20 protein-coding genes are annotated in these 22,761 nt (G+C 68.9%); 14 read left to right on the forward strand and 6 right to left on the reverse strand.

All coding sequences use genetic code 11. The features are described 5' to 3' along the window. The first annotated feature begins 32 nt into the window (after positions 1 to 32). From AB8619_RS02165 to AB8619_RS02180, 4 genes are read left to right on the forward strand one after another with little or no spacing between them, the layout of a single operon-like run. On the forward strand, positions 33 to 776 hold the full coding sequence (locus tag AB8619_RS02165) for a hypothetical protein (RefSeq protein ID WP_436794816.1): 744 nt from the start codon (positions 33 to 35) through the stop codon (positions 774 to 776). Further along, positions 773 to 1,273 carry a hypothetical protein gene (locus tag AB8619_RS02170; protein ID WP_436794817.1) on the forward strand — a complete coding sequence of 167 codons (501 nt, stop codon included), beginning with the start codon at positions 773 to 775 and terminating at the stop codon, positions 1,271 to 1,273. The genes AB8619_RS02165 and AB8619_RS02170 overlap by 4 nt, the downstream gene beginning before the upstream one ends. Before the next feature lie 9 nt (positions 1,274 to 1,282). Beyond that, positions 1,283 to 2,047 carry a hypothetical protein gene (locus AB8619_RS02175; protein ID WP_436794818.1) on the forward strand — a complete coding sequence of 255 codons (765 nt, stop codon included), beginning with the start codon at positions 1,283 to 1,285 and terminating at the stop codon, positions 2,045 to 2,047. Positions 2,048 to 2,088: 41 nt separating this feature from the next. Next, a complete protein-coding gene (locus AB8619_RS02180) occupies positions 2,089 to 2,265 on the forward strand; it encodes a KOW motif-containing protein (RefSeq protein WP_436794819.1) in 177 nt (58 codons plus the stop codon). A gap of 9 nt (positions 2,266 to 2,274) precedes the next feature. Here the strand turns inward: AB8619_RS02180 and AB8619_RS02185 are convergent, their stop codons facing one another. After that, positions 2,275 to 2,937, reverse strand: coding sequence for a LuxR C-terminal-related transcriptional regulator (locus tag AB8619_RS02185; RefSeq protein ID WP_436794820.1), 663 nt, complete (start codon positions 2,935 to 2,937; stop codon positions 2,275 to 2,277). A gap of 87 nt (positions 2,938 to 3,024) precedes the next feature. Here AB8619_RS02185 and AB8619_RS02190 point away from each other — a divergent pair, with 87 nt between their 5' ends. Continuing rightward, complete coding sequence (locus AB8619_RS02190; protein ID WP_436794821.1) at positions 3,025 to 4,941, forward strand: hypothetical protein; 1,917 nt, start codon at positions 3,025 to 3,027, stop codon at positions 4,939 to 4,941. Further along, entirely contained in the window at positions 4,938 to 5,489 is a 552-nt protein-coding gene (locus AB8619_RS02195) for a hypothetical protein (protein WP_436794822.1), read from the forward strand. Before AB8619_RS02190 ends, AB8619_RS02195 begins: the two co-directional genes overlap by 4 nt. Here the strand turns inward: AB8619_RS02195 and AB8619_RS02200 are convergent. After that, complete coding sequence (locus AB8619_RS02200; protein WP_436794823.1) at positions 5,464 to 6,576, reverse strand: ATP-binding protein; 1,113 nt, start codon at positions 6,574 to 6,576, stop codon at positions 5,464 to 5,466. The two genes, AB8619_RS02195 and AB8619_RS02200, sit on opposite strands and share 26 nt — an antisense overlap. A gap of 104 nt (positions 6,577 to 6,680) precedes the next feature. Here AB8619_RS02200 and AB8619_RS02205 point away from each other — a divergent pair, with 104 nt between their 5' ends. Next, positions 6,681 to 7,082, forward strand: a complete 402-nt coding sequence (locus AB8619_RS02205) for a hypothetical protein (RefSeq protein ID WP_436794824.1) — start codon at positions 6,681 to 6,683, stop codon at positions 7,080 to 7,082. 7 nt (positions 7,083 to 7,089) lie between these two features. Here AB8619_RS02205 and AB8619_RS02210 read toward each other — a convergent pair whose 3' ends face one another. Both AB8619_RS02210 and AB8619_RS02215 read right to left on the reverse strand, forming a co-directional pair. Further along, the gene (locus AB8619_RS02210) at positions 7,090 to 8,079 is read right to left on the reverse strand and encodes a polyprenyl synthetase family protein (RefSeq protein WP_436794825.1); all 990 of its coding nucleotides are present in this window, start codon (positions 8,077 to 8,079) and stop codon (positions 7,090 to 7,092) included. A gap of 50 nt (positions 8,080 to 8,129) precedes the next feature. Beyond that, positions 8,130 to 9,983 carry a putative glycoside hydrolase gene (locus AB8619_RS02215; protein WP_436794826.1) on the reverse strand — a complete coding sequence of 618 codons (1,854 nt, stop codon included), beginning with the start codon at positions 9,981 to 9,983 and terminating at the stop codon, positions 8,130 to 8,132. Between the two features lie 192 nt (positions 9,984 to 10,175). Here AB8619_RS02215 and AB8619_RS02220 point away from each other — a divergent pair, with 192 nt between their 5' ends. Both AB8619_RS02220 and AB8619_RS02225 read left to right on the forward strand, forming a co-directional pair. Further along, a complete protein-coding gene (locus AB8619_RS02220; protein WP_436794827.1) occupies positions 10,176 to 12,716 on the forward strand; it encodes an ATP-dependent Clp protease ATP-binding subunit in 2,541 nt (846 codons plus the stop codon). 48 nt (positions 12,717 to 12,764) lie between these two features. Further along, positions 12,765 to 17,156 carry a S8 family serine peptidase gene (locus AB8619_RS02225; protein WP_436794828.1) on the forward strand — a complete coding sequence of 1,464 codons (4,392 nt, stop codon included), beginning with the start codon at positions 12,765 to 12,767 and terminating at the stop codon, positions 17,154 to 17,156. A gap of 19 nt (positions 17,157 to 17,175) precedes the next feature. On the opposite strand, the gene AB8619_RS02230 is transcribed toward AB8619_RS02225, so the two are convergent. Further along, positions 17,176 to 17,706 (reverse strand): MmcQ/YjbR family DNA-binding protein, encoded by a 531-nt coding sequence (locus tag AB8619_RS02230; protein ID WP_436794829.1) that lies wholly within the window; start codon positions 17,704 to 17,706, stop codon positions 17,176 to 17,178. A 32-nt stretch (positions 17,707 to 17,738) separates the two neighbouring features. Here AB8619_RS02230 and AB8619_RS02235 point away from each other — a divergent pair, with 32 nt between their 5' ends. The 5 genes from AB8619_RS02235 to AB8619_RS02255 are packed head-to-tail and all read left to right on the forward strand — an operon-like array spanning position 17,739 to position 22,072. After that, positions 17,739 to 18,113 carry a universal stress protein gene (locus AB8619_RS02235; protein ID WP_436794830.1) on the forward strand — a complete coding sequence of 125 codons (375 nt, stop codon included), beginning with the start codon at positions 17,739 to 17,741 and terminating at the stop codon, positions 18,111 to 18,113. 21 nt (positions 18,114 to 18,134) lie between these two features. Then, entirely contained in the window at positions 18,135 to 18,890 is a 756-nt protein-coding gene (locus tag AB8619_RS02240) for a hypothetical protein (RefSeq protein WP_436794831.1), read from the forward strand. A 37-nt stretch (positions 18,891 to 18,927) separates the two neighbouring features. Then, positions 18,928 to 20,319 (forward strand): DNA repair protein RadA, encoded by a 1,392-nt coding sequence (gene radA, locus AB8619_RS02245; RefSeq protein WP_436794832.1) that lies wholly within the window; start codon positions 18,928 to 18,930, stop codon positions 20,317 to 20,319. 9 nt (positions 20,320 to 20,328) lie between these two features. Next, a complete protein-coding gene (disA, locus tag AB8619_RS02250; protein ID WP_436794833.1) occupies positions 20,329 to 21,399 on the forward strand; it encodes a DNA integrity scanning diadenylate cyclase DisA in 1,071 nt (356 codons plus the stop codon). After that, positions 21,392 to 22,072, forward strand: coding sequence for a dienelactone hydrolase family protein (locus AB8619_RS02255; protein ID WP_436794834.1), 681 nt, complete (start codon positions 21,392 to 21,394; stop codon positions 22,070 to 22,072). The genes disA and AB8619_RS02255 overlap by 8 nt, the downstream gene beginning before the upstream one ends. Here AB8619_RS02255 and AB8619_RS02260 read toward each other — a convergent pair. Further along, positions 22,053 to 22,712, reverse strand: coding sequence for a Crp/Fnr family transcriptional regulator (locus AB8619_RS02260; protein ID WP_436794835.1), 660 nt, complete (start codon positions 22,710 to 22,712; stop codon positions 22,053 to 22,055). The genes AB8619_RS02255 and AB8619_RS02260 overlap by 20 nt on opposite strands. Between the last annotated feature and the right edge of the window lie 49 nt (positions 22,713 to 22,761).

Here is a 22,761-nt window from a genome sequence, read left to right on the forward strand (position 1 = left end):
CGAACAGGCCGACCCCGACACCGAGGAGCGAGATGAGCGACGTGCAGACCGAGGTGCCCTCGGGGCCGCCGAGCGCGGACGAACCACCCGAGGCCCCCGCGTCCGGACGTCCACGCCGCTGGTGGCTGGTCGCGCTGGTGGTCGGGGCGGTCGCAGTCGTCGTGGCCCTGGTCGTGTTCGCCGGTGGTGACGACGACGACGGTCCGGCCAGCCCGACCAACACGACACCCGTACCCGACGTGGTGACCCCGAACCTCGACGACGCCGGGGCCGAGCTCGCCGAACTCCTGGCGCTGGGTCGCGACCAGACGGTCCATGCCGTGTACCGGACCGCTGGCGGCGACGACGTGACGCTCGAGCTGTGGCGAAAGGACGGCAAGGTCCGTCAGGACACGCACGTCGAGGCCGACGGGTCGACCGCCGACACCGCCGGTTTCCTGGTCGACGGCGAGTCGATCACGTGCAGCCGCCGCGACGACAGCGACTGGACGTGCTCCCAGGCCGTCGCCGAGACGTCGCCCGACGGCATCTTCGGATCGGTGCTCGAACAGTTGGCCGGCGTCGATGTCGAAGCCCGGGATGACACCATCGACGGCGCCGATGTCCGATGCTTCACCTTCGGCGCGGCCGACGGCGACGGCGAGGTGTGCGTGACCGAGGCCGGCACCCCGGTCCGCGCTGCTGTGGGCGACACGGCGATCGAGCTCGTCGAGTCCGACGGCGACGTCGACGACGACATCTTCGACCCGCCGGCCGAGATCTCGAGCGCCGAGTGACCCTGCCCCCGGCGTCCGCGGTCGAACCCCGACACGGGCGCAATGCCACGGTCGCGCTCGTGGCGTCGGCCACCGGCATCGTGGTGCCGATCCTCGGCCCGGTCGTCGGCGTGGCGCTCGGCATGCGGACGTTGTGGAGCCTCCGCGACCGGACGCCGAACGACGCCAGCCGCCAGGCCATGATCGCCGTCGGCATCGGCCTCGGCGCGATCGCGGTGCCGATCATCGTCGTCGGGCTCGTCAAGGCTGACGACTGGACGTTCGCACCGTTGGTGGCCGCGTTGGGGATCCTCTCTGTCGTCCTTGCTGCGGCACTCCGTCTCGGTGGGATGGGTGCAGGTGCGGCGGCTGCGACGGTCGCGGGTACGGTCGCCGGCGTGTCCCTGCTCGCCGTGGGTGCGATCGTCGCCGTGGTCGCCATCGGTTGGCTGTTCGTCCTCCTCGTCCGTGAGTTCTTCGCTGCGCTCTTCGGCGCCACGATCCCGTCGGTGGTCTAGATGTCTCGTATGCGCATGATCATCGGAGGCGTCGTCATCGCCCTCGTCGCCGCCGGCGTCGGGTTCGCGTTGGGCGGGATCAGCAACGGTGACGACGACACCACCGCACTCGACTCGTCCAGCACGACCGCAGGTCCTGCCGGTCCGATCACCGACGACACCACCGACACCACCACCGCTGACGGCGGTGAGCCCGATGTCGATGTCATCGCTCCGCCGACGACGATCGACACCACCGGCCTCGAGAGCGACGCCCTGGCCCTCGCCGAGGCGATCAACTTCGCCGCCGGTCTCGAGTACCACGCCCGGTACGAGGGCGAGGTCCGTGGCGACCAGGACACGACCATCGCGGTCGAGGTCTGGCGCCGGCTCCCGCGGGCCCGTCGCGACACCACCATCACCGGTACCGACGAACTCCACACCCTCGAGTTCCGGTTGCCTGACGGTCTCTACGGCTGCATCGGCGCACCGCCCGACGTCGAGTTCTCGTGCTTCGACTCGCCCGGCGGCTCCGTCGACCCGAGCGACCCGGTGCTCGGCGCCGTCGATCCGCGCGGCGGCCTCGTGATCTCCCGCAAGGGCGAGTTCGCCGGCGAGCCGGTCGACTGCTGGGAGGTCGAGTCACTCGACGATCCCACCACCGCCTTGTGCGTCGATGCCGACGGCATCCCCGTCGTGATCGACGGTGGCGACGGCCGCCTCCTCCGGACACTCCTCGATCAGGAGATCGACAGCACCGACTTCGAGATGCCGGCCGAGGTCGGCGCCACCTGACCCAGCCCCCGGCCACGACCACGGCGTGTCACGATGGCCGCATGGGACGACGTTTCAAGAAGGGCGACCGAGTCATCATCACCGAGGGTGACTTCCGCGGTCAGTGGGGGACGATCGAGGACAAGGACATCATCGGTGACGAGATCGACGTGATCCTCGGCGAGGACGGACGCAAGATCCGTACGCACGAGGCCCACGTCGACAAGGTCGACGACTGACCAGCGCAGCTATTCGATGCCGTGATCGACGGCGAAGCGCACGAGTTCCTGGCGCCGGTTGAGGTGCAGCTTCGACAAGATGTTGCGCACGTGGTTCTCGACCGTCTTGGGGGAGATGAACAGCGTCTCGCCGATCTCCTTGTAGGTGTGCCCGCGGGCCACGTACTGGAGCACCTCTCGTTCGCGGTCGGACAGCACCTCGACGGGTCCGCTGGCCTTGGCGAGACGTCGGAACTCGCCCAGCACCAGCGACGCCAGCTGCGGTGAGAAGACCGGCTCGCCCTTGGCCGCCTTCCACAACTCGTTGCGCAACTCCTCCGGGGGCGTGGTCTTGACGAGGTAGCCCTGGGCGCCGGCGGCCACGGCGTCGAGCAGGTCGCGTTCGGCCTCGGACACGGTCAGGATCACGATGCGGGTCGACTCACCGCAGGCCTTCGCGACCTTGATCCCACCACCGGGCATGTTGAGGTCGCACACCACGAGGTCGGGTCGGTGCGAGGCGATGGCCTCGATCGCCTCGTCGGCGTCGGCGGCTTCGGCCACGACGTGGAAGTTGGACCCCAACTCCGACCGGAGACCCGACCGCCAGATCGCGTGGTCGTCGGCCAGGACGACCCGGACCGGCCCGAGGTCCGAGGACCGCGACGGGGACGGAGCGGGGGTGTCGGGCATGGGGGACAGGGTACGAGAGCGGGCTCCGGTGCACGTCGGACGCCGGCGTGCCTATCCTCCGAACAACGGGCGAAGTCAGGAGCGGGCATGTCCAAGCGCGTAGCGGGATCGGTCGCGGCGGTCGCCGCCATGGTGTGCATGGCGGTGGTGCTGGTCGCTCCGACGGCCCGCGCGGGGCTGGCCCCGCCCTCGCTCCACGCCTTCTGCTCCGACGAGGACCACTCCGGCGCGCCCTACGAGGACCCGAACGGCGGCCCACCGCTGACCGACCCGTTCAGCGTGATCCCCTTCGGCGGATCGCTCGATGGCCTGCCGTCGATGGCCGAACTGAGCGACCCGATGTTCCTGATGGACGCCAGCGGCCCGTCGGGCGAGGAGCTCTCGTACGAGGGCCCGATCATCGACCAGAACCTGTTCCAGGGGATCCTGGGCATCAACCAGGGCGGCGACTACCAGATCACGGAGTTCACCGCGACCGGGACGACAGCCGACGGGCCGGTCTCGTTCGAGATCCCGCCGGCCGACTTCCCCGACGGCGGGGTGATGAGCGTCACCTTCGACGCCGAGGTGCCGTGCGATGCCACGACCGTCGAACCGGGAACGCCGGCGGGGTCGTCGCCGACCGAGTCGACGGCATCGACCGTCGAGTCGACGGAACCACCGTCGACCGAGGCGCCGTCGACCGACGTCGAGATCGCCGTCGGCGACCCGCCGGGTGAGTCGACGTTCCGTCAGTTGTTCATCGTCCCCATCGTGCTCGGCGGGCTGCTGATCATCGTGGGCGTGTGGGTGTACTCCCGTACCCGTGAACGAGGGACCGCGCCGCCGGTCACGTCGACACCCCCGCCACCGGTGCCGACGCCCGACCAGTGCGACTGGGCGGCGTACTACGACAACGGCTCACGTCGGGTGCCGCTGCGGACCGCGACCGGCCATGAATGCTGCGTCTACGTGGTGTCGATGACGTCGGCCATCGTCGATGCCCAGATCACCGCCAAGGGTCGCCAGGCTCCGGACACACTCGACGGCGTCGACGATGCGGTCGATGGTCGTCTGCGCATCTTCGACCACGGCTTCGAGTTCCGCGGTCTCGACCTCTGGTCGTGGGCGTCGGCGCGATCGGGACCCGCCGGCCGTCTCGACTGGATGCAGTCGGGCCCCTCGGCCAACTGGCCGAGGACCGAGGGTGCGCCTCCATCGGTGCCCGAGGACTACCGGCCTCAGTTCCGTGCGCACGAAGAGGCGCCGGACGCTGCCATCTCGGTCCGGTACGACGAGGTCAACCGGCTCCGGATCGTGTTGGAAGCCGGCTGCCCGGCACACGAGAACCGCTACGACGCGTCCGGCGACGGGATCGGTGACCTCCAACTCAACGCGCAGTGCGGCAACACCGAACCATCGCCCGAGTGCCCCGTCGAGATCGACGCGCTCACGTACTCGCAGTCGGCGGTGGTCGGTGACCTCCGCTATGCGCTCGACATCCAGACTCCGGGCACCCCGGACGAGGTCGAGGGAACGAGCGGCCTCGATGTCCGCGAGGTCGACGGGATCACGTTCACGGGGAGTCACGTCGACACCCACGATCACGACACGCAGGCGACGCAGACCGTCCAGGGCTCCACGACCGGGAACTCCCCGACGACCACCACTCGGGCGGACACCTTCGAGATGAAGGTCGACAACCTCGCGGTCCACGACGCCGCCGTCACCGTCCCTGCCAGGGTGTTCGACACGACCGAGGCCGTCACTGCCGACGTCTACACCGACTTCCGTCATGACATCACGGTGGATGCCGCGATGACGCGGACCACGTGTGCGCCGCCGGGGTCGTCGTGCTGCGGGCACACGGCGTGCGCGTGCGCCCCGGCCCTGAAGGTCTCCTTCACCAAGGGCGGCGATGCGTGGATCGACTGCGACGGGACCCGCCACCTGATCAACCGGAACAACTTCGGGACGATGTTCGGGCTCGCGCTCGGCGCCGAGGCGAACTGGGAGCTGGGATGACTCCACGGACCGGACCGGCACTCATCGTGGCCGGCGTCGTGCTGGTGGTCGGGGGACTCGTCGGCGGATTCGTCTTCGCCGAGGAGTCGGGCGACGAAGTCGAGACGGCGTCGACGACCACGACCACCGTCACCACGACCACGACCACCGTCACCACGACGACGTTCGACCGGGCGTCGCTGATCGACCACGAAGCGGTTGCGGCCTTCTACGGCGTCTTCGTCGATGCCGTGCACGTCCACGACGTCGGGACCCTCATCGACCGTCTGCACCCGGTGGTGTTCGAGCTCTTCGGGGAAGAACAGTGCCTCGACTTCGTCGGCCAGCGGTTCAACAACCCGGAGTTGTCGATGGAGGTGGTCGAGGTGGGCCCGCCCGAGACCTGGACCTGGGAGATCGACGGTCGGACCGTCGACGTGGACGACACCGTCACGGTCACCCTCATCCAGATCGAGGAGGTCGACGGTGCGCCGGCGACGATGGAGGTGCACCTCGCGCTCGACGGCGACGACGTCGCGTGGTTCACGGACTGCGGCGACCCGATCTGATCGGGACGGAGATCCGGACCTCGGTGCCGCGACCCGGGTTCGGATCGATCTCCACCGAGCCGCCGACGTCGAGAATCCGGCCCCGGATCGACTGCGTGGTGCCGATGCCCTCGTCCGTCGTCGACGGGTCGAACCCCTGGCCGTCGTCCTTCACCGAGCACAGCACGCCGTTCTCGGACGGTTCCGCATAGACCGTGATGACACGTGCACCGCCGTGTTTCGCGGCGTTGGTGCACGCCTCGCCGACAGCGCCGGCGACGGCCTCGACGGTCGCGGGTCCGAGGTCGGGGACGTCGGGCGCCATGACCACGCGGATGGTCGTGCGGTCCCGACGTTCGGCGCGTGCGGTCACGTGGCGGATCGCCGCACCCAGATCCCCTCCGCCGTCGGCCACGCCGACACCGAAGAGGTATTCGCGGAGTTCTCGTTCCTGTTCCCGTGCGAGATCGGCCAGCTGCTCGTCGTCGGATCGCCGCTGCACGGCGGCGAGGGTCTGGAGCACTCCGTCGTGGAGCGTCCGGGCGACCTCGTCACGAGCCCGGGTGAGCGCGATCTCCTCCTCGGCCGCGATGAGGCGGCGGGACGCGTAGCCGGCCATGGCGCCGGCCATCGTGTAGAGGAACAGTGTCGACGTGCGCGACAAGATCTCGCCGAAGGTCCAGGTCGATCCCTCGAGCGCATCGCCGACCGCGTTCGCGATGCCGACGACGACGCCGGCGGCCGCACCGCTGCGGGCGCCCCAGCCGATCGCGACGCTGAGCACGCTGGTCAGCGGCCACGACGACCCGAGCGAGAGTGAGTGCGGTCCGTCGAAGACGACGCCGTCGCCGACCGCCAGCGCTGCCGCGACCCCGACGTCGATCGCGAGTGGCTTCCGTCCCAACAACGCGGTGGCGCCCTCGGTCCGCAGTCGCAGCGACCACACCACCGTCACGACGGTGGCCGCACCGACGAGCACGACCGCGGCCCAGGTTCGGTCGACGTCCTGCCGGGTCGCCACGAGGATCGCGACCAGCCACACCAGGCACGCGACACGGAACGCGGTCAGGCCGGTGATCAGGCTCCGGACGAGCGGCGAGTCGTGCACGGCCGCATCGTGTCACGAGACCGGTGTCGGTGCCGCCGGATACCCTGTACCCCGTCCCGAGACTCGGCGTGCGGGCCGCCCGACCCGCGTCTGCAGGAGTAGGGATGTCCGCAACCGAAGCCGAACGCCACGAGCTCTACGAGCTCGCACGGCACCATGTGAACGACCGCTATGCCGAGCTGATGATGAAGTCGCTTCCTCCAGAACCCGAACGTCTCGCAACCAAGGACGACGTCGCGTTCGCCCAGGCCGCAACCCGAGCCGACATGGCCGAGTTGCGTACGGAGCTCAAGGGCGACATGGCCGAGATGCGTGTTGAACTCAAGGGCGACATGGCCGAGATGCGTGTTGAACTCAAGGGCGACATGGCCGAGATGCGCGCCGAGCTCGTCGATCGGATCGAGGCGGCCACCACGCGGTCGACGCGGACGATCGTGTTGAGCTTGGTTGGTTCCGTCACGGCGATGTCGATCGCCAACACCTTGACGATCGCCCTCACACGTTGACGGCGGGCTACCCCGCGGCGGCAGCGACCATCGTGAGCAGGTGGTCGGCGCCGTCGGCGAGGGTCGTGGCGCCGACCGACGGTCCGAGGTCGTCGAGCGCGGACTTCGCCTCGGCGACGTAGTCCTCGGCACGAGCGATGGTCGCGGCGACGCCGCCGGATGCGATCACCAGATCGCGCGCCCGGTCACGTTCCGGCCCCTCGATGGGGGTTCCCAGGAGCGATCGGAGCTCGTCGCCGGCGTCGGTGGTGAGCGCGTGGAGGACGGGCAGGTTGTAGACGCCCTCGGTGATGTCGTGGCCGGCGGGCTTGCCCAGCTCCTCCTCCGTCGACACCAGGTCGAGCACGTCGTCGACCAGTTGGAAGGCCATGCCGAACGAGCTGCCGTAGGCGGTGAGGGCGTCGACATGCGTGCGGGGGAGGCCGCCGACGATCGCGCCGATTCGACACGCGGTCGCGTAGAGCGAGGCGGTCTTGCCGTCGATCGCGCCGAAGTAGGCGTCCTCGCTGCGGTCCACCTGGTAGGCGAAGCGCAGTTCGAGGATCTCGCCCTCACACAGGCGACCGATCGTCTGGGCCAGCAACTCAGCGACCTCGGTGCCGAGGCGGGCGGCGATCTCGGAGGCCTTCGCCAGGAGAAAGTCGCCGGCGAGGATTGCGGTCAGGTTGTTCCACCGCACGTTGACCGACTCGACGCCCCGACGGCTGTCGGCCTCGTCGATCACGTCGTCGTGGTAGAGCGAGCCGACCTGGACCAACTCGACGGCCACGCCGCCGTCGATGACGTCGAGCGTGATGCCCGAGCCGCCCGTGTCGACGCCGGTCGAGGCAGCCAACACGCCGAGCATGGGCCGCAGTCGTTTCCCGCCAGCGCGGATGAGATGGGTCGTCATCTCGGTGAGGTGTGCATCGTCGGTGGTGACGCTGGCGAGGAGCCGCTCGTCGATCGTCGCGAGATGCGTTCCGGCCTCGGGGAACGACAGCAGCGGGTTCGCCATGCGGCGAGGTTATCGGTGGCGCCCGCGGAAACGAGAGCGAGAGACCGGAGTCACGACCCCGGGCGCTCGGTGCCGTCGGGGCGATGGACCATCTCGGGCGTGATCGCGTCGGGCGTGTAGCGCACGGTGGCGTTCCACAGCAGCCAGTTGTCGACGCCGAGGTCGCGTGCCGCCTGGATCTGGGCGCGGACCTCTTCGGGTCCGTAGGGGATGCCGATCGAGAAGTCCTGGACCCACAGGTTGAAGGCGACCCCGGATCCGGCCGCCTTGCGCTGGAAGTCGGACAGCGACTTCTCGACGATGTCGTAGGGCTGCGCGTTGGGGTGGTCGACCCGGTACTCCCCGCGGACCCAGTGCGACGGGTAGAGCATCGGTGCGATGTAGTCGACGTTGCGGGCGATGCCCGGCACCGGTTGGCCGATGGCGTCGGGGTTGCGGGCGGCGATGCCGAAGAGCGACGCACCCTGGTAGACGCACCGGTCGCGGACCATCCGGCCGGACTCGGCCAGGAACGACACGACGTTGTCGTTGACCGCTCGCTTCTCGGCCTCGGGCGACGGGTCGGCCACCTGGAGACCGGGGAAGACCATGCCCTCGATGTCGCCCTCGGGGCGGCGGACGTAGTCCCAGAGGATCTCGTCGACGCCGCGGTCGATCGCCTCCTCGGCCAGGTCGATGTTGTACTTGCGGACATCGGCGTTGGCGACGTTGGTGAAACCGCCGTACTTCGAGAGGGCGGCGCCGTCGTTGTCCTGGATGACGTAGTCCATCCTCCCGTTGGTCTCGGCCCACGCCGCGAGTGGCCCGTCGCGGAAGGCGACGACGCGCCCGATCACGCGCACGCCCTTGGCGTGGAGGAGGTCGATGGCGTCCTTCAGGACGTACTCCTGGCGGACCGCGCCGATCTCGTGCGCCAGGTCGACGTCGGTGTCGTAGCCGACGATCCCGCCCTCGTCCTTGATGTCGAGTTCGACCGCTGAGACCTTTCCGGCGTCGACCAGGGCGAGCACGTGTTCGCGGAGGGGGTCATAGCCCCAGGCCGCTGCGGTGACGTGGATGCCCTGCGTCGACGGGTACTCGACCGGGATCACGATCTCGGCCGCAGCCTTGTTGCCGGCCTGATCCTCCGCTGTGAGCAGGACTGGTCCGAGCGGCGCCTGGTCGAACTCGAGCGTGAACGACCCGTTCTCGTCGACCTCGGCGTCCTCGCCGTCGATCTGGAAGCTGGCGAGTCCGGTCTCGATCCGTCCGGTGACCGACACGGGCGTGCAGATCGGCGCGGCGGGTTGCGGGGAGACGACGTCGATGAACGGCGGCGTGCCGTCGACGGCGAAGGTCCAGGTGAACTTGGCGTCGTCGAGCAGCGGCCGGCCGATCGACATCGCGAGTACGTGGACGCCCTCCTCGAGCGGCGGCGGATCCCACGTGATGCCGGTCTCGGAGACCTCGTGGGTCTCGTCGTCGAGTTCCACTCCGTCGAAGAACACGGTCGGGGTCACGCCGGCTTCGAGGTCGAGTTGTTCGATGTCGATCTCGATGTGGAGGTCCGACGCCTCCTCCAGGGTCAGCTCGGCCTGGTCCTCGATGCCGGTGATGACGACGTCGACCCGGGTCGCGTCCCAGAACTTCTGCCAGACGAAGAACCCGAGCAGCGCGAAGCCGAGCGCGATGAGCAGCGTCGACCACGGGATCGAGCGGGGTTGGCGCCGGGGGCTCCAGGCCTTCGGCCCGCTGCTGCGGCGTCGGAAGGGCCGACGGGGCTCCGGTCGGCGGCCGCGCCGGGGGTCGCCGATGAGCGGCGGCCGGAACTGCGGTCCGCCCGGAGAACTGGAGCGTCGGCCCGAGCGTCCGGAGGATCCGGCGCCCGGGATGCCCCGCAGGTGGGTGGGGTGGTCGGAGGGCATCAGGATCGGAGTGGGCCCGGGGACGGGAGCGTGAGCGACCCGGAGCGTCGTACGAGGCTATCGACGCCATGTCGGACATTCCATGCGCGCCCACGTCGCTGCGGTGATGAACGCTCCCGGGGCAGGGTTACACTCGTCCCACGGAGCCCCCGTCAGAACCAGCTCCCGAGAGATCGGGAGGGAGGCAGAGTCTTGTTCGAACGCTTCACCGATCGTGCCCGCCGAGTCGTCGTACTCGCGCAAGAAGAGGCACGGCTGCTCAACCACAACTACATCGGGACCGAGCACATCCTGCTCGGGCTCATCCACGAGGGTGAGGGCGTCGCCGCCAAGGCCCTCGAATCGTTGGGCATCAGCCTCGAGGCCGTGCGCAGCCAGGTCGAGGAGATCATCGGACAGGGCGGCTCGTCGCCGTCGGGGCACATCCCCTTCACCCCTCGGGCCAAGAAGGTCCTCGAGCTGTCGCTCCGCGAGGCGTTGCAGCTCGGCCACAACTACATCGGGACCGAGCACATCCTCCTCGGCCTGATCCGCGAGGGCGAGGGCGTGGCCGCCCAGGTCCTCGTCAAGCTCGGCGCCGACCTGTCACGGGTCCGCCAGCAGGTCATCCAGCTCCTGTCCGGCTACCAGGGTTCCGGCACGGCCGGTCCCGGCGGTGCCGGCGGGCGGGGCGAGAAGGCGGGGGCTGCCGCGGGCTCGACCAGCGGCGACACGCCGTCGGGATCCCTCGTGCTCGACCAGTTCGGCCGCAACCTGACCCAGCTCGCCCGCGACAAGGAGGTCGACCCGGTCATCGGTCGCTCCCGCGAGATCGAGCGCGTGATGCAGGTGCTCAGCCGCCGCACCAAGAACAACCCCGTGCTCGTGGGCGAGCCCGGCGTCGGCAAGACCGCCATCGTCGAGGGCCTGGCCCAGAAGATCGTGGCCGACGACGTGCCCGAGACGCTGCACAACAAGCAGCTCTACACGCTCGACCTCGGTGCCCTCGTGGCCGGTTCCCGCTACCGCGGTGACTTCGAGGAGCGCCTCAAGAAGGTGCTCAAGGAGATCCGCACCCGCGGCGACATCATCCTCTTCATCGACGAGCTCCACACCCTCGTGGGTGCCGGCGCCGCAGAAGGCGCCATCGACGCCGCCAGCATCCTCAAGCCGATGCTGGCCCGCGGTGAGCTCCAGACCATCGGTGCGACCACCCTCGACGAGTACCGCAAGCACCTCGAGAAGGATGCCGCCCTCGAGCGTCGCTTCCAGAAGATCGTGGTCGAGGAGCCCTCCGTGGCCCACACCATCGAGATCCTCAAGGGCCTGCGCGACCGCTACGAGCAGCACCACCGGGTCACGATCACCGACCAGGCACTGGTGGCCGCGGCCAACCTGGCCGACCGCTACATCTCGGACCGCCACCTCCCCGACAAGGCCATCGACCTGATCGACGAGGCCGGCTCGCGTCTGCGCATCAAGCGCATGCAGACCCCGCCCGACTACAAGGAGCTCGAGAACGAGCTCGCCGGCGTGGTCGAGCAGAAGAAGGCCGCCGTCGAGTCCCAGGACTTCGAAGAGGCCGGTCGTCTGCGCGACAAGGAGAAGGAACTCCTGGCCCAGAAGGAGGCGAAGGAGGTCGAGATCAAGGACTCCGGCGTCGACCTGTTCGACGAGGTCGACGAGGAAGCCGTCGCCGAGGTCCTCTCGGTGTGGACCGGCATCCCCGTCTACAAGCTCACCGAGGAGGAGACCCAGAAGCTCCTCAACATGGAAGACGAGCTCCACAAGCGGGTCATCGGTCAGGAAGACGCCATCAAGGCCGTCAGCCAGGCCATCCGCCGCACCCGGGCCGGTCTCAAGGACCCGAAGCGCCCGAGCGGTTCGTTCATCTTCCTGGGCCCGTCCGGCGTCGGCAAGACCGAGCTCGCCCGCACGCTGGCCGAGTTCCTCTTCGGCGACGAGTCGGCGATGATCAGCCTCGACATGTCCGAGTACATGGAGAAGCACACCGTCTCGCGCCTCGTCGGTTCGCCTCCGGGCTACGTCGGGTACGAAGAGGGCGGCCAGCTCACCGAAGCGGTGCGCCGCAAGCCGTTCTCGGTCGTGCTCTTCGACGAGGTCGAGAAGGCCCACGTCGACGTGTTCAACACGATGCTGCAGATCCTCGAGGAGGGTCGCCTCACCGACGCACAGGGTCGCTCGGTCGACTTCCGCAACACCGTGCTGATCATGACCTCCAACCTCGGCACCGCCGACCTGCGCAAGCAGTCGGTGGGCTTCGGCAAGGCCGACGAGGCCGTCTCCTACGAGAAGATGAAGGAGAAGGTCCACGACGCCCTGAAGGAACACTTCCGGCCCGAGTTCCTGAACCGCATCGACGAGACGATCGTCTTCCACGAGCTGTCCAAGGACGAGGTCATCCAGATCGTCGACAACTTCGTCGCCAAGCTGGCCATCCAGATGGAGGGCCAGGGCATGGGCATCGTGCTCACGCAGGCCGCCAAGCTCTACGTCGCCGACAAGGGCTACGACCCCACGCTCGGCGCTCGTCCGCTGCGTCGTGCGATCCAGCGCTTCGTCGAGGACCCGCTGTCGGAAAAGCTCCTCTACAAGGAGTTCCGCGCCGGCGAGATCGTCACCGTCGACGTCGAGCACGATCCGGAGACCGACCAGGACGTCATCGTCTTCCGCTCCGAGGAGGGCTTCGAGCCCCCCACGGTCGAAGAACTCGAAGCCGCCGCCGACGCCTGACTCCAGGGCCCATTGAGCCGGCCGAGGTCACCTCGTAGGCTCGGGCCCGTGGGGAAATCGAGGTACTGGCGGATGACGCGACCCCTGGTTGGCTGGGTCGCGGTCGTGATGGCGTTGCTCGCCGCCACGATGCTTGCTCCCCTTCCGGCATCTGCCGCACCGCCTCCGAGCCTCCGCGACGTTCCCGTCGACGTCGAGGCGCAATCCCCGGATCGAACGCCGATCGGCCTGCCGCGATCGACGCCTTCGCGGATTCCCGCCAGCGAGGAGCCGACGTCGGTGGTCGTGGAATTCGAGCGCGGTGCTGTTGCCGCGAGCGCAGCCGAGTCGGTCGGAGGGGAGGTCCGCATGCGGATCGCCGACACGGACTCCGTGGTCATCGACACTGATGGGCGAAACGCCGAGGAGGTCGCTGCTGAACTCGAGGCCAGGCCGGACGTCGTTCGCGCCGAACCGAACGGAATTGTCTCCGCGAGCGACACGCCCAACGACCCGAGGTACTCCGACCAGTCCGCTGCCTTCGACCAGATCCGTCTGGGCGATGCCTGGAGGATCGAGACGGGATCGCCATCCGTGGTCGTGGCCGTGCTGGACAGCGGGGTGGACGCTGGTCACCCAGATCTCGTCGGCCGAATCGTCCCGGGGTACAACGCCTTCGACGGAACCGCCGACACGGCCGACGACTTCGGTCACGGCACCCTCGTGGCGGGAGTCATCGCGGCCAAGCGTGACAACGGCATCGGCGTCGCCGGGGTGGCCGGCGGAGGAGCGATGATCATGCCGGTCAAGGTGCTCGACTCGTTCGGGGACGGCACCGACGCGACCGTGGCGAGCGGAATCCGATGGGCCGCCGAGCACGGCGCTGACGTCATCAACCTGTCGTTGAGCCGACTGGGGACCAGCGAGACGATCGACGACGCCGTCACCTTCGCGCTCGATCACGATGTGGTCGTCGTCGCTGCCACCGGGAACGACGCTGTCAACGCCCCCTCGGTTCCGGCTGGATCGCCCGGCGTGGTCGGTGTGGCGTCCACCGACAGCGACGGGAACTTCTCGTGGTTCTCCACCTACGGATTCCAGGTGGATCTGACTGCTCCTGGAATGGGCATCACGTCGACCGAGGCCGGCGGCGGCTATGCGACCGAGGACGGGACGTCGTTCGCCGCTCCGCTGGTCGCGGGCGCGGCAGCCCTGATCCGGAGTCGTCATCCTGGCTACGACGAGTCGCGAACGCGCCTCGCGCTCCTACGCGGTGCCGAGGACCGGGGTCCCGCAGGCGTGGACGACAGTTACGGCTTCGGTGTACTCGACGTCGCTGCGTCACTGGGCGTCCTCGGGTACGAGCCGATCGGCTCGGTGCAGGCCCCGGAGGTGGATCCTGAACCCAACGACCTTCCCGTTCTCGCCAGCGAGACGACGGCGACCAACTCTGGGTCGATCCAGGTGGAAGGGGACGTCGACTGGTGGAGGATCGAGGTCGCAGAGGCATCCATGGTGCGGGCGACGGTGATCCCGACGGAGTTCGATCCGGAGCGGGCCGCTGCCTTCGACCCGGTCATCGAAGCCTTCGGTGTCGAAGGGCACTCGATCGGCATCACCGATGCCCGATACACCGGCGAGGACGAGACGGTGGAGTTCGTCAGCGGTCCGGGGACCGCGCTCGTCTCGGTCAGGAACTTCCACGGATCGACGAGCGGCGGTCCCTACGACCTCCGCGTGGATGTCGTCCCGCCCGAGCCGATCGAGTGGCAGCCGCCGGAGGACGTCACACAAGGAACGGACTCCGGCGCCTACTTCGAGTCCTCGCCTGGCGATGTCGTCGGTCTCGGCGCCGCCTACTCCTACGACCTGACTGACGCCGTGTTCACGCCTCTGCTTCGAGATCTGCAGGGTCGAAGCGGGTTCTCGGTGAACATCGACGGCACGGACGACTGGGATCTGCGGTTCACGTTCCCCGATTGGCTGACCACGCTCGTCTCCGCCAACTACCCGTACCTGGCTCGAGACCCGTTCGGTCGGGAGGCGCTCGGGGCGCTCACGGTCGACGGTCCCGGGTCCGGTTGCAACGAGGTCGCCGCAGACATGACCGTCGACCAAGCCACTGTGGGCGATGGGGCGGTGCAGTCGTTCGAACTGCGGTTCCGGTATCGGTGCGAAGAGACGGGTCCGCCGCTGTACGGATGGATCCGTTGGCGCGCCGACGAGACGCCGTCACCGCCCGGGTACACGCCTGACCCCGGGGACCTGTGGCATCCCGAGCCATCGGCGGTCCCGGACGACGGCACGGCGGCGTTCTTCCAATCAGACCCGGGCGCCTGGGTGGGCAAAGGCAGGGAGTGGGGGTACTCGAAGTCCGATGCATCGTTCGTCTTCACGACGCGGGCACACGGTCTGCACGCCCAGATCCACGGCTTCGAGAAGTGGGACGTGAATCTCCAGTTGCCGGGCGATCTGGGCGTCCTGCCCGGTCTCGTCGAGATTCAATCGGGCAATCCGACCAGGGCATCGCTCTCCTTGAGCGCCGAGAGCGCTGCGTGCGGCGATGCCGTCGGCTGGGCGGTCATCGATGACATCGAGTCGGACGGCGAGGGTCTTCGGTTCGCGGAGTTCCGCTTCGCCGTCCGTTGCGGCGACGACTCGCCCGAAGAGCGTGGTTGGATCCGCTGGGATCGTGACGACCCGACAGTGCCACCCGGATACCTCGATGTCCCTGGCGGCCTCTGGAGTCCGGCACCGGGTTCGGTTCCCGAAGCAGGTTCCGTCGTTCTCTTCGACATCTCCGGTGCGGGGGAGGGGGCCGGCGAGAGTCACGTCTTCACGCCTGGAACGGGTCAGTTCGAACACCACGTGGGAGATCGCACGGTCGACATCCGCGTGCGCGACGAGGCGAACAAGCTCTGGATCGCGACGGTCCACGGCCCGTCACATCTTCCACTGATGGAGGGCTATCTCCCGGAGCTCCAGCAACGAGTCGCCCACAACCCGACGCGCGGCGGATTGTGGCTCCAGATCCCGGAGCTCGTCGACTGCCACGGGGGCGTGGCTTGGGCGGTCATCGACGACCTCGAGGCCGATGCTTCCCTCGTGACGTCGCTGATCGCTCGGTTCGAGCACCCGTGCGGTGACGACGGGCCCCTCGTGCGCGGTTTCATCCGGCTCGAGGGCGACGTGCTCACGTCATCGGGAATCCAGCAACGGACAGTCGGTGGGCCTCGGAGTGAGGGGCAGCCCACCGAGCCCGCGAGGGTCAGTGCTGCCACCGTGGTCGATGAGGCAGCAGAGAACGATGGTCCGTGGCTCCTGCATTCGACCCCTGCGCCGAGAGCAACCGTCGATCCGACCACGGGGCTTCGACTGACGTTCGGTCGATTCGTCCGCGACTCGAGCATCGACGACCAGACCGTCGTCTTGTTGGACGGAATCACCGGTTCACCCATCCCGGCGACGCTGGAGACCCATCGCCATGGTGACACCACTTCCGTGGTCATCCGCCCCGATGCCCCGCTGTCTTCGGGGATGGCGTACGTAATCGGCGTCGGGGGCATCCGTGACGTGACGTCGGGAACGATGCCGACGACGTGGGTGCCGTTCACCACCACTGGCCGACCGTTCCCGAATCCGGACATCGGCGAGCACTTCGATCCGCTCGTCGGCGACTTCAACGGTGATGTCGCCGACGACGTTCTGCTCTATCAGCCAGGTGGCGCGACCGACCTGACCCTCTTCGGCTCACGGGAGACGTTCCATGTACGACAGACGACGGTCAACGGAACCTACGAGCCCTTCACGGTCGACCTCAACGGCGACGGATTCGATGACATCCACTGGTATCGACCGGGATCGGGGGCGGACTACATCTGGTACGGATCGAGCGATGGGTTCCGAAGTGTCCCGACCACAGTCACCGGGACCTACGAGCCGTTCTCGCTCGACCTGAACGGGGATGGGTTCGAGGACATCCTCTGGTACGCGCCGGGAGGGGCTGCGGACTACATCTGGTACGGGCGGGCGGACGGTTTCCGCAGCGTCCGGACCACCGTGAACGGCACGTATCAACCGGTGACCCTCGACCTGGATGGGGATGGGTTCGAGGACATCCTCTGGTATGCGCCGGGAGGGGCTGCGGACTACATCTGGTACGGGCGGGCGGACGGTTTCCGCAGCGTCCGGACCACCGTGAACGGCACCTACCGTCCCGTCGCCGGTGACTTCGACGGCGACGGGTACGACGACATCACCTGGTATCGACCCGGCAGGGGCGCCGACTTCGTCTGGTGGGGCTCGACCGGCGGGTTCCGGTCGGAGCAGGTCACGATCAACGGCACCTATCGGCCCTCCGCCGGTGACTTCAACGGTGATGGCTACGACGACCTGCTCCTGTACGGCGTGGGGAGCGATCCGGACTTCTTGCACTTCGGCGGCCTCAGCGGGCACCTCTGAGATGGCCGCCGACGCCTGATCAGTTGTCGAGGGGGCCGTCCAGCGGTCCGAACTCGAGTTCCAACTCACCGTCGAGACGGTCGTCGTCGGCCTGTTCTTCGGCGACGGCCTCGTCCTTCGGGGGCTTGCCCTCGATCAGTTCGCCGATGACGTTGCCGACGGCGACGACGGCGCGTGCGCCGGCCGAGGGCGGTCCCGGTCGGATGCCGATGCTGGCGGAGAGCTTCTTGGGGGCGATCTCGCGGTACGAGTCGATCACCAACTCCGCGATCTCGCGCCAGTCGGTCTCGTCGTCGACGTGGATGCCGATCCAGCCCTTCGAGCCCACGTACTTGGGCATGAAGAACGGCTCGCCCTCGGCGAGGAGACTCTCCTGTTCGCCGGGTGCGGCCTTCATGGTGATCTGCGGACGACCCTGCTCGTCGACGCCGTAGCTGACGAAGATCTTGTCGCGTACCCGGAAGGTCGGATTCCCCCACGTCTCGCGTTCCGTCGCCTCGGGGAAGCCCAACGCGATGTCGCGGATCGCCTGGATGGGGTCGACGGCCATCCGTCCATGATCACATGCCTAGAGTGCCCGTTGTGTACCAGCGCATCATCGTGGGAACCGACGGATCGAAGACGGCCGCGAAGGCCGTGCAACGGGCGGTCGACATCGCCGAGAGCTCTGGCGCGTCGCTGACGATCCTCACCGCGGCCAAGCCGTCGAAGGGACAGTCCGTGGTCGACGCCGCCAAGGCCGCGCACGCCGGCTCGTCAGCCGAGATCGACACGCTGGTCGTCGACGCCGACCCCGTCTCCGCCCTCATCGAGACCGCCCGCACCGGCGGCTACGACCTCCTGGTCGTGGGCAACAAGGGGATGACCGGTGTCCGCCGCTTCCTCGAGATCGGCGCGGTGCCCAACAAGCTGTCGCACCACCTGCCCACGAGCATGCTCGTCGTACGGACGACCTGAGTGCTGCGGGCGTTGCGGGCGGTGGCCGCAGCCGTCGCCCTCGTGGTGGCGTTGGCCGGCTGTGAACTGCGGACCGAGATCAACATCGACGTGGCCGACGACGGCTCGGGCACGGTCCAGGTCGGAGCGGGCGTCGACGACGACGCGCTCGAACGCCGTCCCGATCTCCTCGACGACCTCGCGCTCGACGACCTCCTCGCCACCGGCTGGACGGCCACCGAGCCCGCCAAGGAGGCCGACGGCCTCACCTGGGTGCGTCTGACCCACGACTTCGCCCGCCCCGAGGACGTCGGGATCCTGGTCGACGAGATCGCCGGAGAACACGGGCCGTTCCGGGACTTCGCGGTCGTCCGAGACGACGGTTTCGCCGAGACCTCGTACACGTTCTCGGGCACCGTCGACTTCTCGGCCGGCGTGTCCGGACTGACCGACGATCCGGAGTTGGCCGAGGCGTTGGAAGCCGACCCCGCCGAACTCATCGAGGACGAGATCGGACAGGCCATCGACGACGTCCTCCAGGTGCAGATCGGCGTCCGCCTGCCGGGAGACGTGGTGTCGAACGCTCCCACGCAGGCGTCGAACGGGGCGCTGTGGCGTCCGTCGGTGCTCGAACGCGATGCCGTCGACCTCTCCGCCACCGGCACGCTCCAACGAACCGAGCGCTACCTGTGGCTCGCCCTCGCCGTCGCCGCCGGGTTCGCGCTGTTGTTCTTCCTCGCGATCCGTCTCGCCGCATGGCGCCGTCGCACCGGGCAGGACCCGGCGCCGGACGCCTGACCGCGTTCTCGTCACCCCTCGCGAGGACAATGCCGGGGTGGCCACCTCCAAGTCCAAGCCAAGAACCGAGTTCCGCTGCAGCACCTGTGGCGCCGGCACCCCTGTCTGGGCCGGGCGCTGTCCCGGCTGCGATGAGTGGAACACCCTGATCGAGGAGGCCCGCACCGTGGTGCGGTCGGCCACGGCGTCGAAGCGGACCCCGGCCCGGCCCATCGGCGAGGTGGCCGACCGCGACGTCCGTCCGTCGCCGACCGGCGTGCGAGAACTCGATCGTGTGCTGTCGGGAGGTCTCGTCCGGGGCTCGGTGACCCTCGTCGGCGGCGAACCCGGCATCGGCAAGTCGACGCTGCTCCTCCAGGCAGTCGCCGGTGCGGCGCGCTCGGGGGCCCGGACCCTCTACGTGACGGCCGAGGAGTCCGCTGCCCAGGTCCGGGGCCGTGCCGACCGACTCGACGCCACACCCGACGGGCTGTGGCTGGCCTCCGAGACCGACCTCGGAGCCATCGTGGGTCACCTCGACGACGTCGAACCCTCCTTGGTGGTCATCGACTCGATCCAGACCGTGCACGATCCTGTGCTGTCGTCGGCGCCGGGCTCCGTGGGGCAGGTCCGGGCGTGCGCCCACCGCCTCGTCGAGGAGGCTCGTGCTCGCGGCGTGGCGGTGGTCCTCGTCGGCCACGTCACCAAGGACGGCGGGCTGGCCGGCCCGCGGGTGCTCGAGCACCTCGTCGACACGGTGTTGTCGTTCGAGGGCGACCGCCACCATGCGTTGCGACTGCTCCGTGCGGTGAAGCATCGCCACGGGGGTACCGGCGAGCTCGGGGTCTTCGAGATGACGACGTCGGGCCTGCTCGGCGTCGACGACCCGAGCGCGCTCTTCCTGTCGGACCGTCGACCGGGAGCGGCCGGGTCGGTCGTCGTCCCGGTGCTCGACGGCGGACGCCCGCTCCTCGTCGAGGTCCAGGCGTTGCTGGCCGACTCACCGTTGCCCTCGCCCCGGCGGCAGACGCAGGGGCTCGACGGTGGGCGACTGGGCATGCTCCTCGCCGTCCTCGAGCAGCGAGCGGGCATCTCCGTCGCCGGGACCGACGTCTGGGTGACCGTGGCCGGCGGCGTGAAGACGGTCGAACCCGCCGTCGACCTGGCCGTCGCGCTCGCCGTGACGTCGGCTGCGACCGGTCGGGGGCTCCCCGCCGACCTGGTGGTGTGCGGGGAGATCGGCCTGGCCGGCGAGCTGCGCCAGGTCGGTCACCTCGACCGCCGCATGGCCGAGGCGTCGCGCCTCGGTTTCGGGACGGTCCTCGTGCCCGAACGGGCGCCCGACCCGCCCGAGGGGTGCGAGGCGATCCGGGCGACCGACCTCCGCAGTGCGATCGTGGCCGCCGGTCTGCTCCGCGAGCCGCCGGTCCGCCTTGCCTCGCCCGGATAGAATGGGCCGGTGGCGCCCAGGACCTCCCCCGAGATGCTCGCGGCATTGACGTTCGTGGCACCGGGCGCGCCGCTACGCGAGGGCCTCGACCGGATTCTCCAGTCCAAGATGGGTGCGCTGATCGTCGTGGGCGACGGCCCCGAGGTCCTCAACATCTGCTCGGGCGGTTTCCTGCTCGACGCGGCATTCAGCCCGCAGCGCCTCTCCGAGTTGGCGAAGACCGACGGCGCCATCATCCTGGCGCCCGATGCGACCCGCATCGCCCGGGCCAACGTGCACCTGGTGCCGAATCCCAACGTCCCCACGTCCGAGACCGGGACCCGCCACCGCACCGCCGAGCGTGTCGCCCGGTCGATCGACGTCATCGTCGTCTCGGTGTCCGAGGACCAGCAGGTCATCGCGGTCTACGTGGGTGACGAGAAGCATCCGTTGCAGCCGATCCCGATCCTGTTGAGTCGGGCCAACCAGGCGTTGCAGACGCTCGAGCGCTACCGCATGCGTCTCGACGAGACCGCGGCGTCGTTGTCAGCGCTCGAGGTCGAGGACCTCGTCACCGTGCGCGACGTCGTCACCGTCCTGCAGCGCACCGAGATGGTGAGTCGCATCGCCGACGAGTTGGCGTCCGACATCGTCGAGCTCGGGACCGATGGTCGGCTCATCAAACTGCAGCTCGACGAACTGCTCGGCGGGGTCGAGGACGACCGGACCATGGTCCTGCGCGACTACTTCCACGAGGAGAGCTCGTGGCACCTCGACGAGGCGCTCGACGCGCTCGCCGAGCTCGGGACCGAGGACCTGCTCGACCTCCGGGCCGTTGGCTCGATGCTGCACCTCCCCGGTGGCATGGACCTCGACGCGTCGGTCCAGCCCCGTGGCTATCGGCTGCTGGCGCGCATCCCACGCCTCCCGGACAACATCGTCGAGTCGATCGTCGACCGCTTCGGCTCGCTGCAGAAGATCATGCGGGCCACGATCGACGACCTCGACGACGTCGAGGGTGTGGGCGAGACCCGTGCCCGAGCGATCAAGGATGGGTTGTCCCGCCTGGCCGAGTCCTCCATCCTGGACCGGTATGCCTGACGAGATCACGCTGCCATCGGGCACGCCTGCCTACTCGGCGGTGCCGTCCGACGGTCGTGCGCCCACGCGAGGCGTCGTCGTGGCCCCCGACATCGGTGGCCTCCGTCCGCTGTTCGCCGACATGTGTCAGGCGTTGGCCGACGATCACGGATGGGCCGTCTGCATGCCCGAACCCTGGCCCGGTCGACAGGACCTCTCGCTCGAGGAGCGACTGGCCTCGGTGGGCGGGCTCGACGACAGCGACGTACTCGGCGATCTCGTGGCCGCAGCCGACGTGACAGCTGCGGCACTCCCTGAGGGCGCTCCCGTCGGCGTGATGGGCTTCTGTATGGGTGGCATGTACACGTTCAAGGCCGCCGGCACGGGCCGATTCGACCGTGCTGCGGCGTTCTACGGGATGATCCGGATCCCCGAGCAGTGGCAGGGCGAGGGACAGGGCGCGCCGCTCGACGCCGTCACGTCCGATGGAGCGGCGCCCGTACTCGCCGTCATCGGCACCAGCGACCCGTGGACGCCGGCCGCCGACGTCGATGCGCTCGAGGCAACCGGGGCCGAGGTGGTCCGCTACGCCGGCGCCGACCACGGCTTCGTGCACGATCCGAGCCGCCCTGCCCACCGTGCGGACTACGCCGCTGATGCGTGGCGGCGGGTGATCACGTGGCTCGGCGGGTGAGCTGCTCGCGATCGGTGATCTGGTAGCGCCGGTCGCGTTGGTCGAGCCAGCCGAGCTTGACGAAGCTGGCGATGGCCTTGTTGACCCGCTCGCGTGACGCCCCGACCATGCCCGCCAGTTCCTCCTGCGTCACCGGCAGGACGAACTCGTCGTCGTCGCCGGCGAGCTCGAGGAGTCGTTTCGCCGTGCGTCCGGTCACGTCGAGGAACACCGAGTCGGCGAGGGCAGCGTCGGTCGACCGCAGGCGGTTCGAGAGCATCGCGACGACGCTCCACAGCAGCTGCGGGCGGGCCTCGTAGAGCGTCCGGACCGGCTCGTATCCGATGATCGTCACCGTCGACGGTTCGAGCGCACGAGCCTCGGTCGAACGGCCCAGACCGTCGAAGAGCGGCATCTCGCCGAACAGGTCGCCCCGTTCCATGAGCGCGATGACCGATTCGCGGCCGTCGATGGAGCGTTGGGTCATCGCGATCCGGCCTTCGTCGACGACGAACACCTCGTTCGACTCGTCGTCCTCGGCGAAGAGCACGTCACCGCGACGTAGCTCGCGGACCGTGGCCGACTCGACGATGCCGTCGAGTTCGGCGTCGGTGAGATCCTTGAAGAGGTCGGACTCCGCGAGCAGTTCCCTGTCGGCCACGCGACGAATCTAGGCGACCCGCTGTCGCCCACGTGTCAGGAGTCACCGC

The sequence above is a fragment of the Actinospongiicola halichondriae genome, from assembly GCF_049103745.1.
In the GTDB taxonomy this organism is placed as follows: domain Bacteria; phylum Actinomycetota; class Acidimicrobiia; order Acidimicrobiales; family Salinilacustritrichaceae; genus Salinilacustrithrix; species Salinilacustrithrix halichondriae.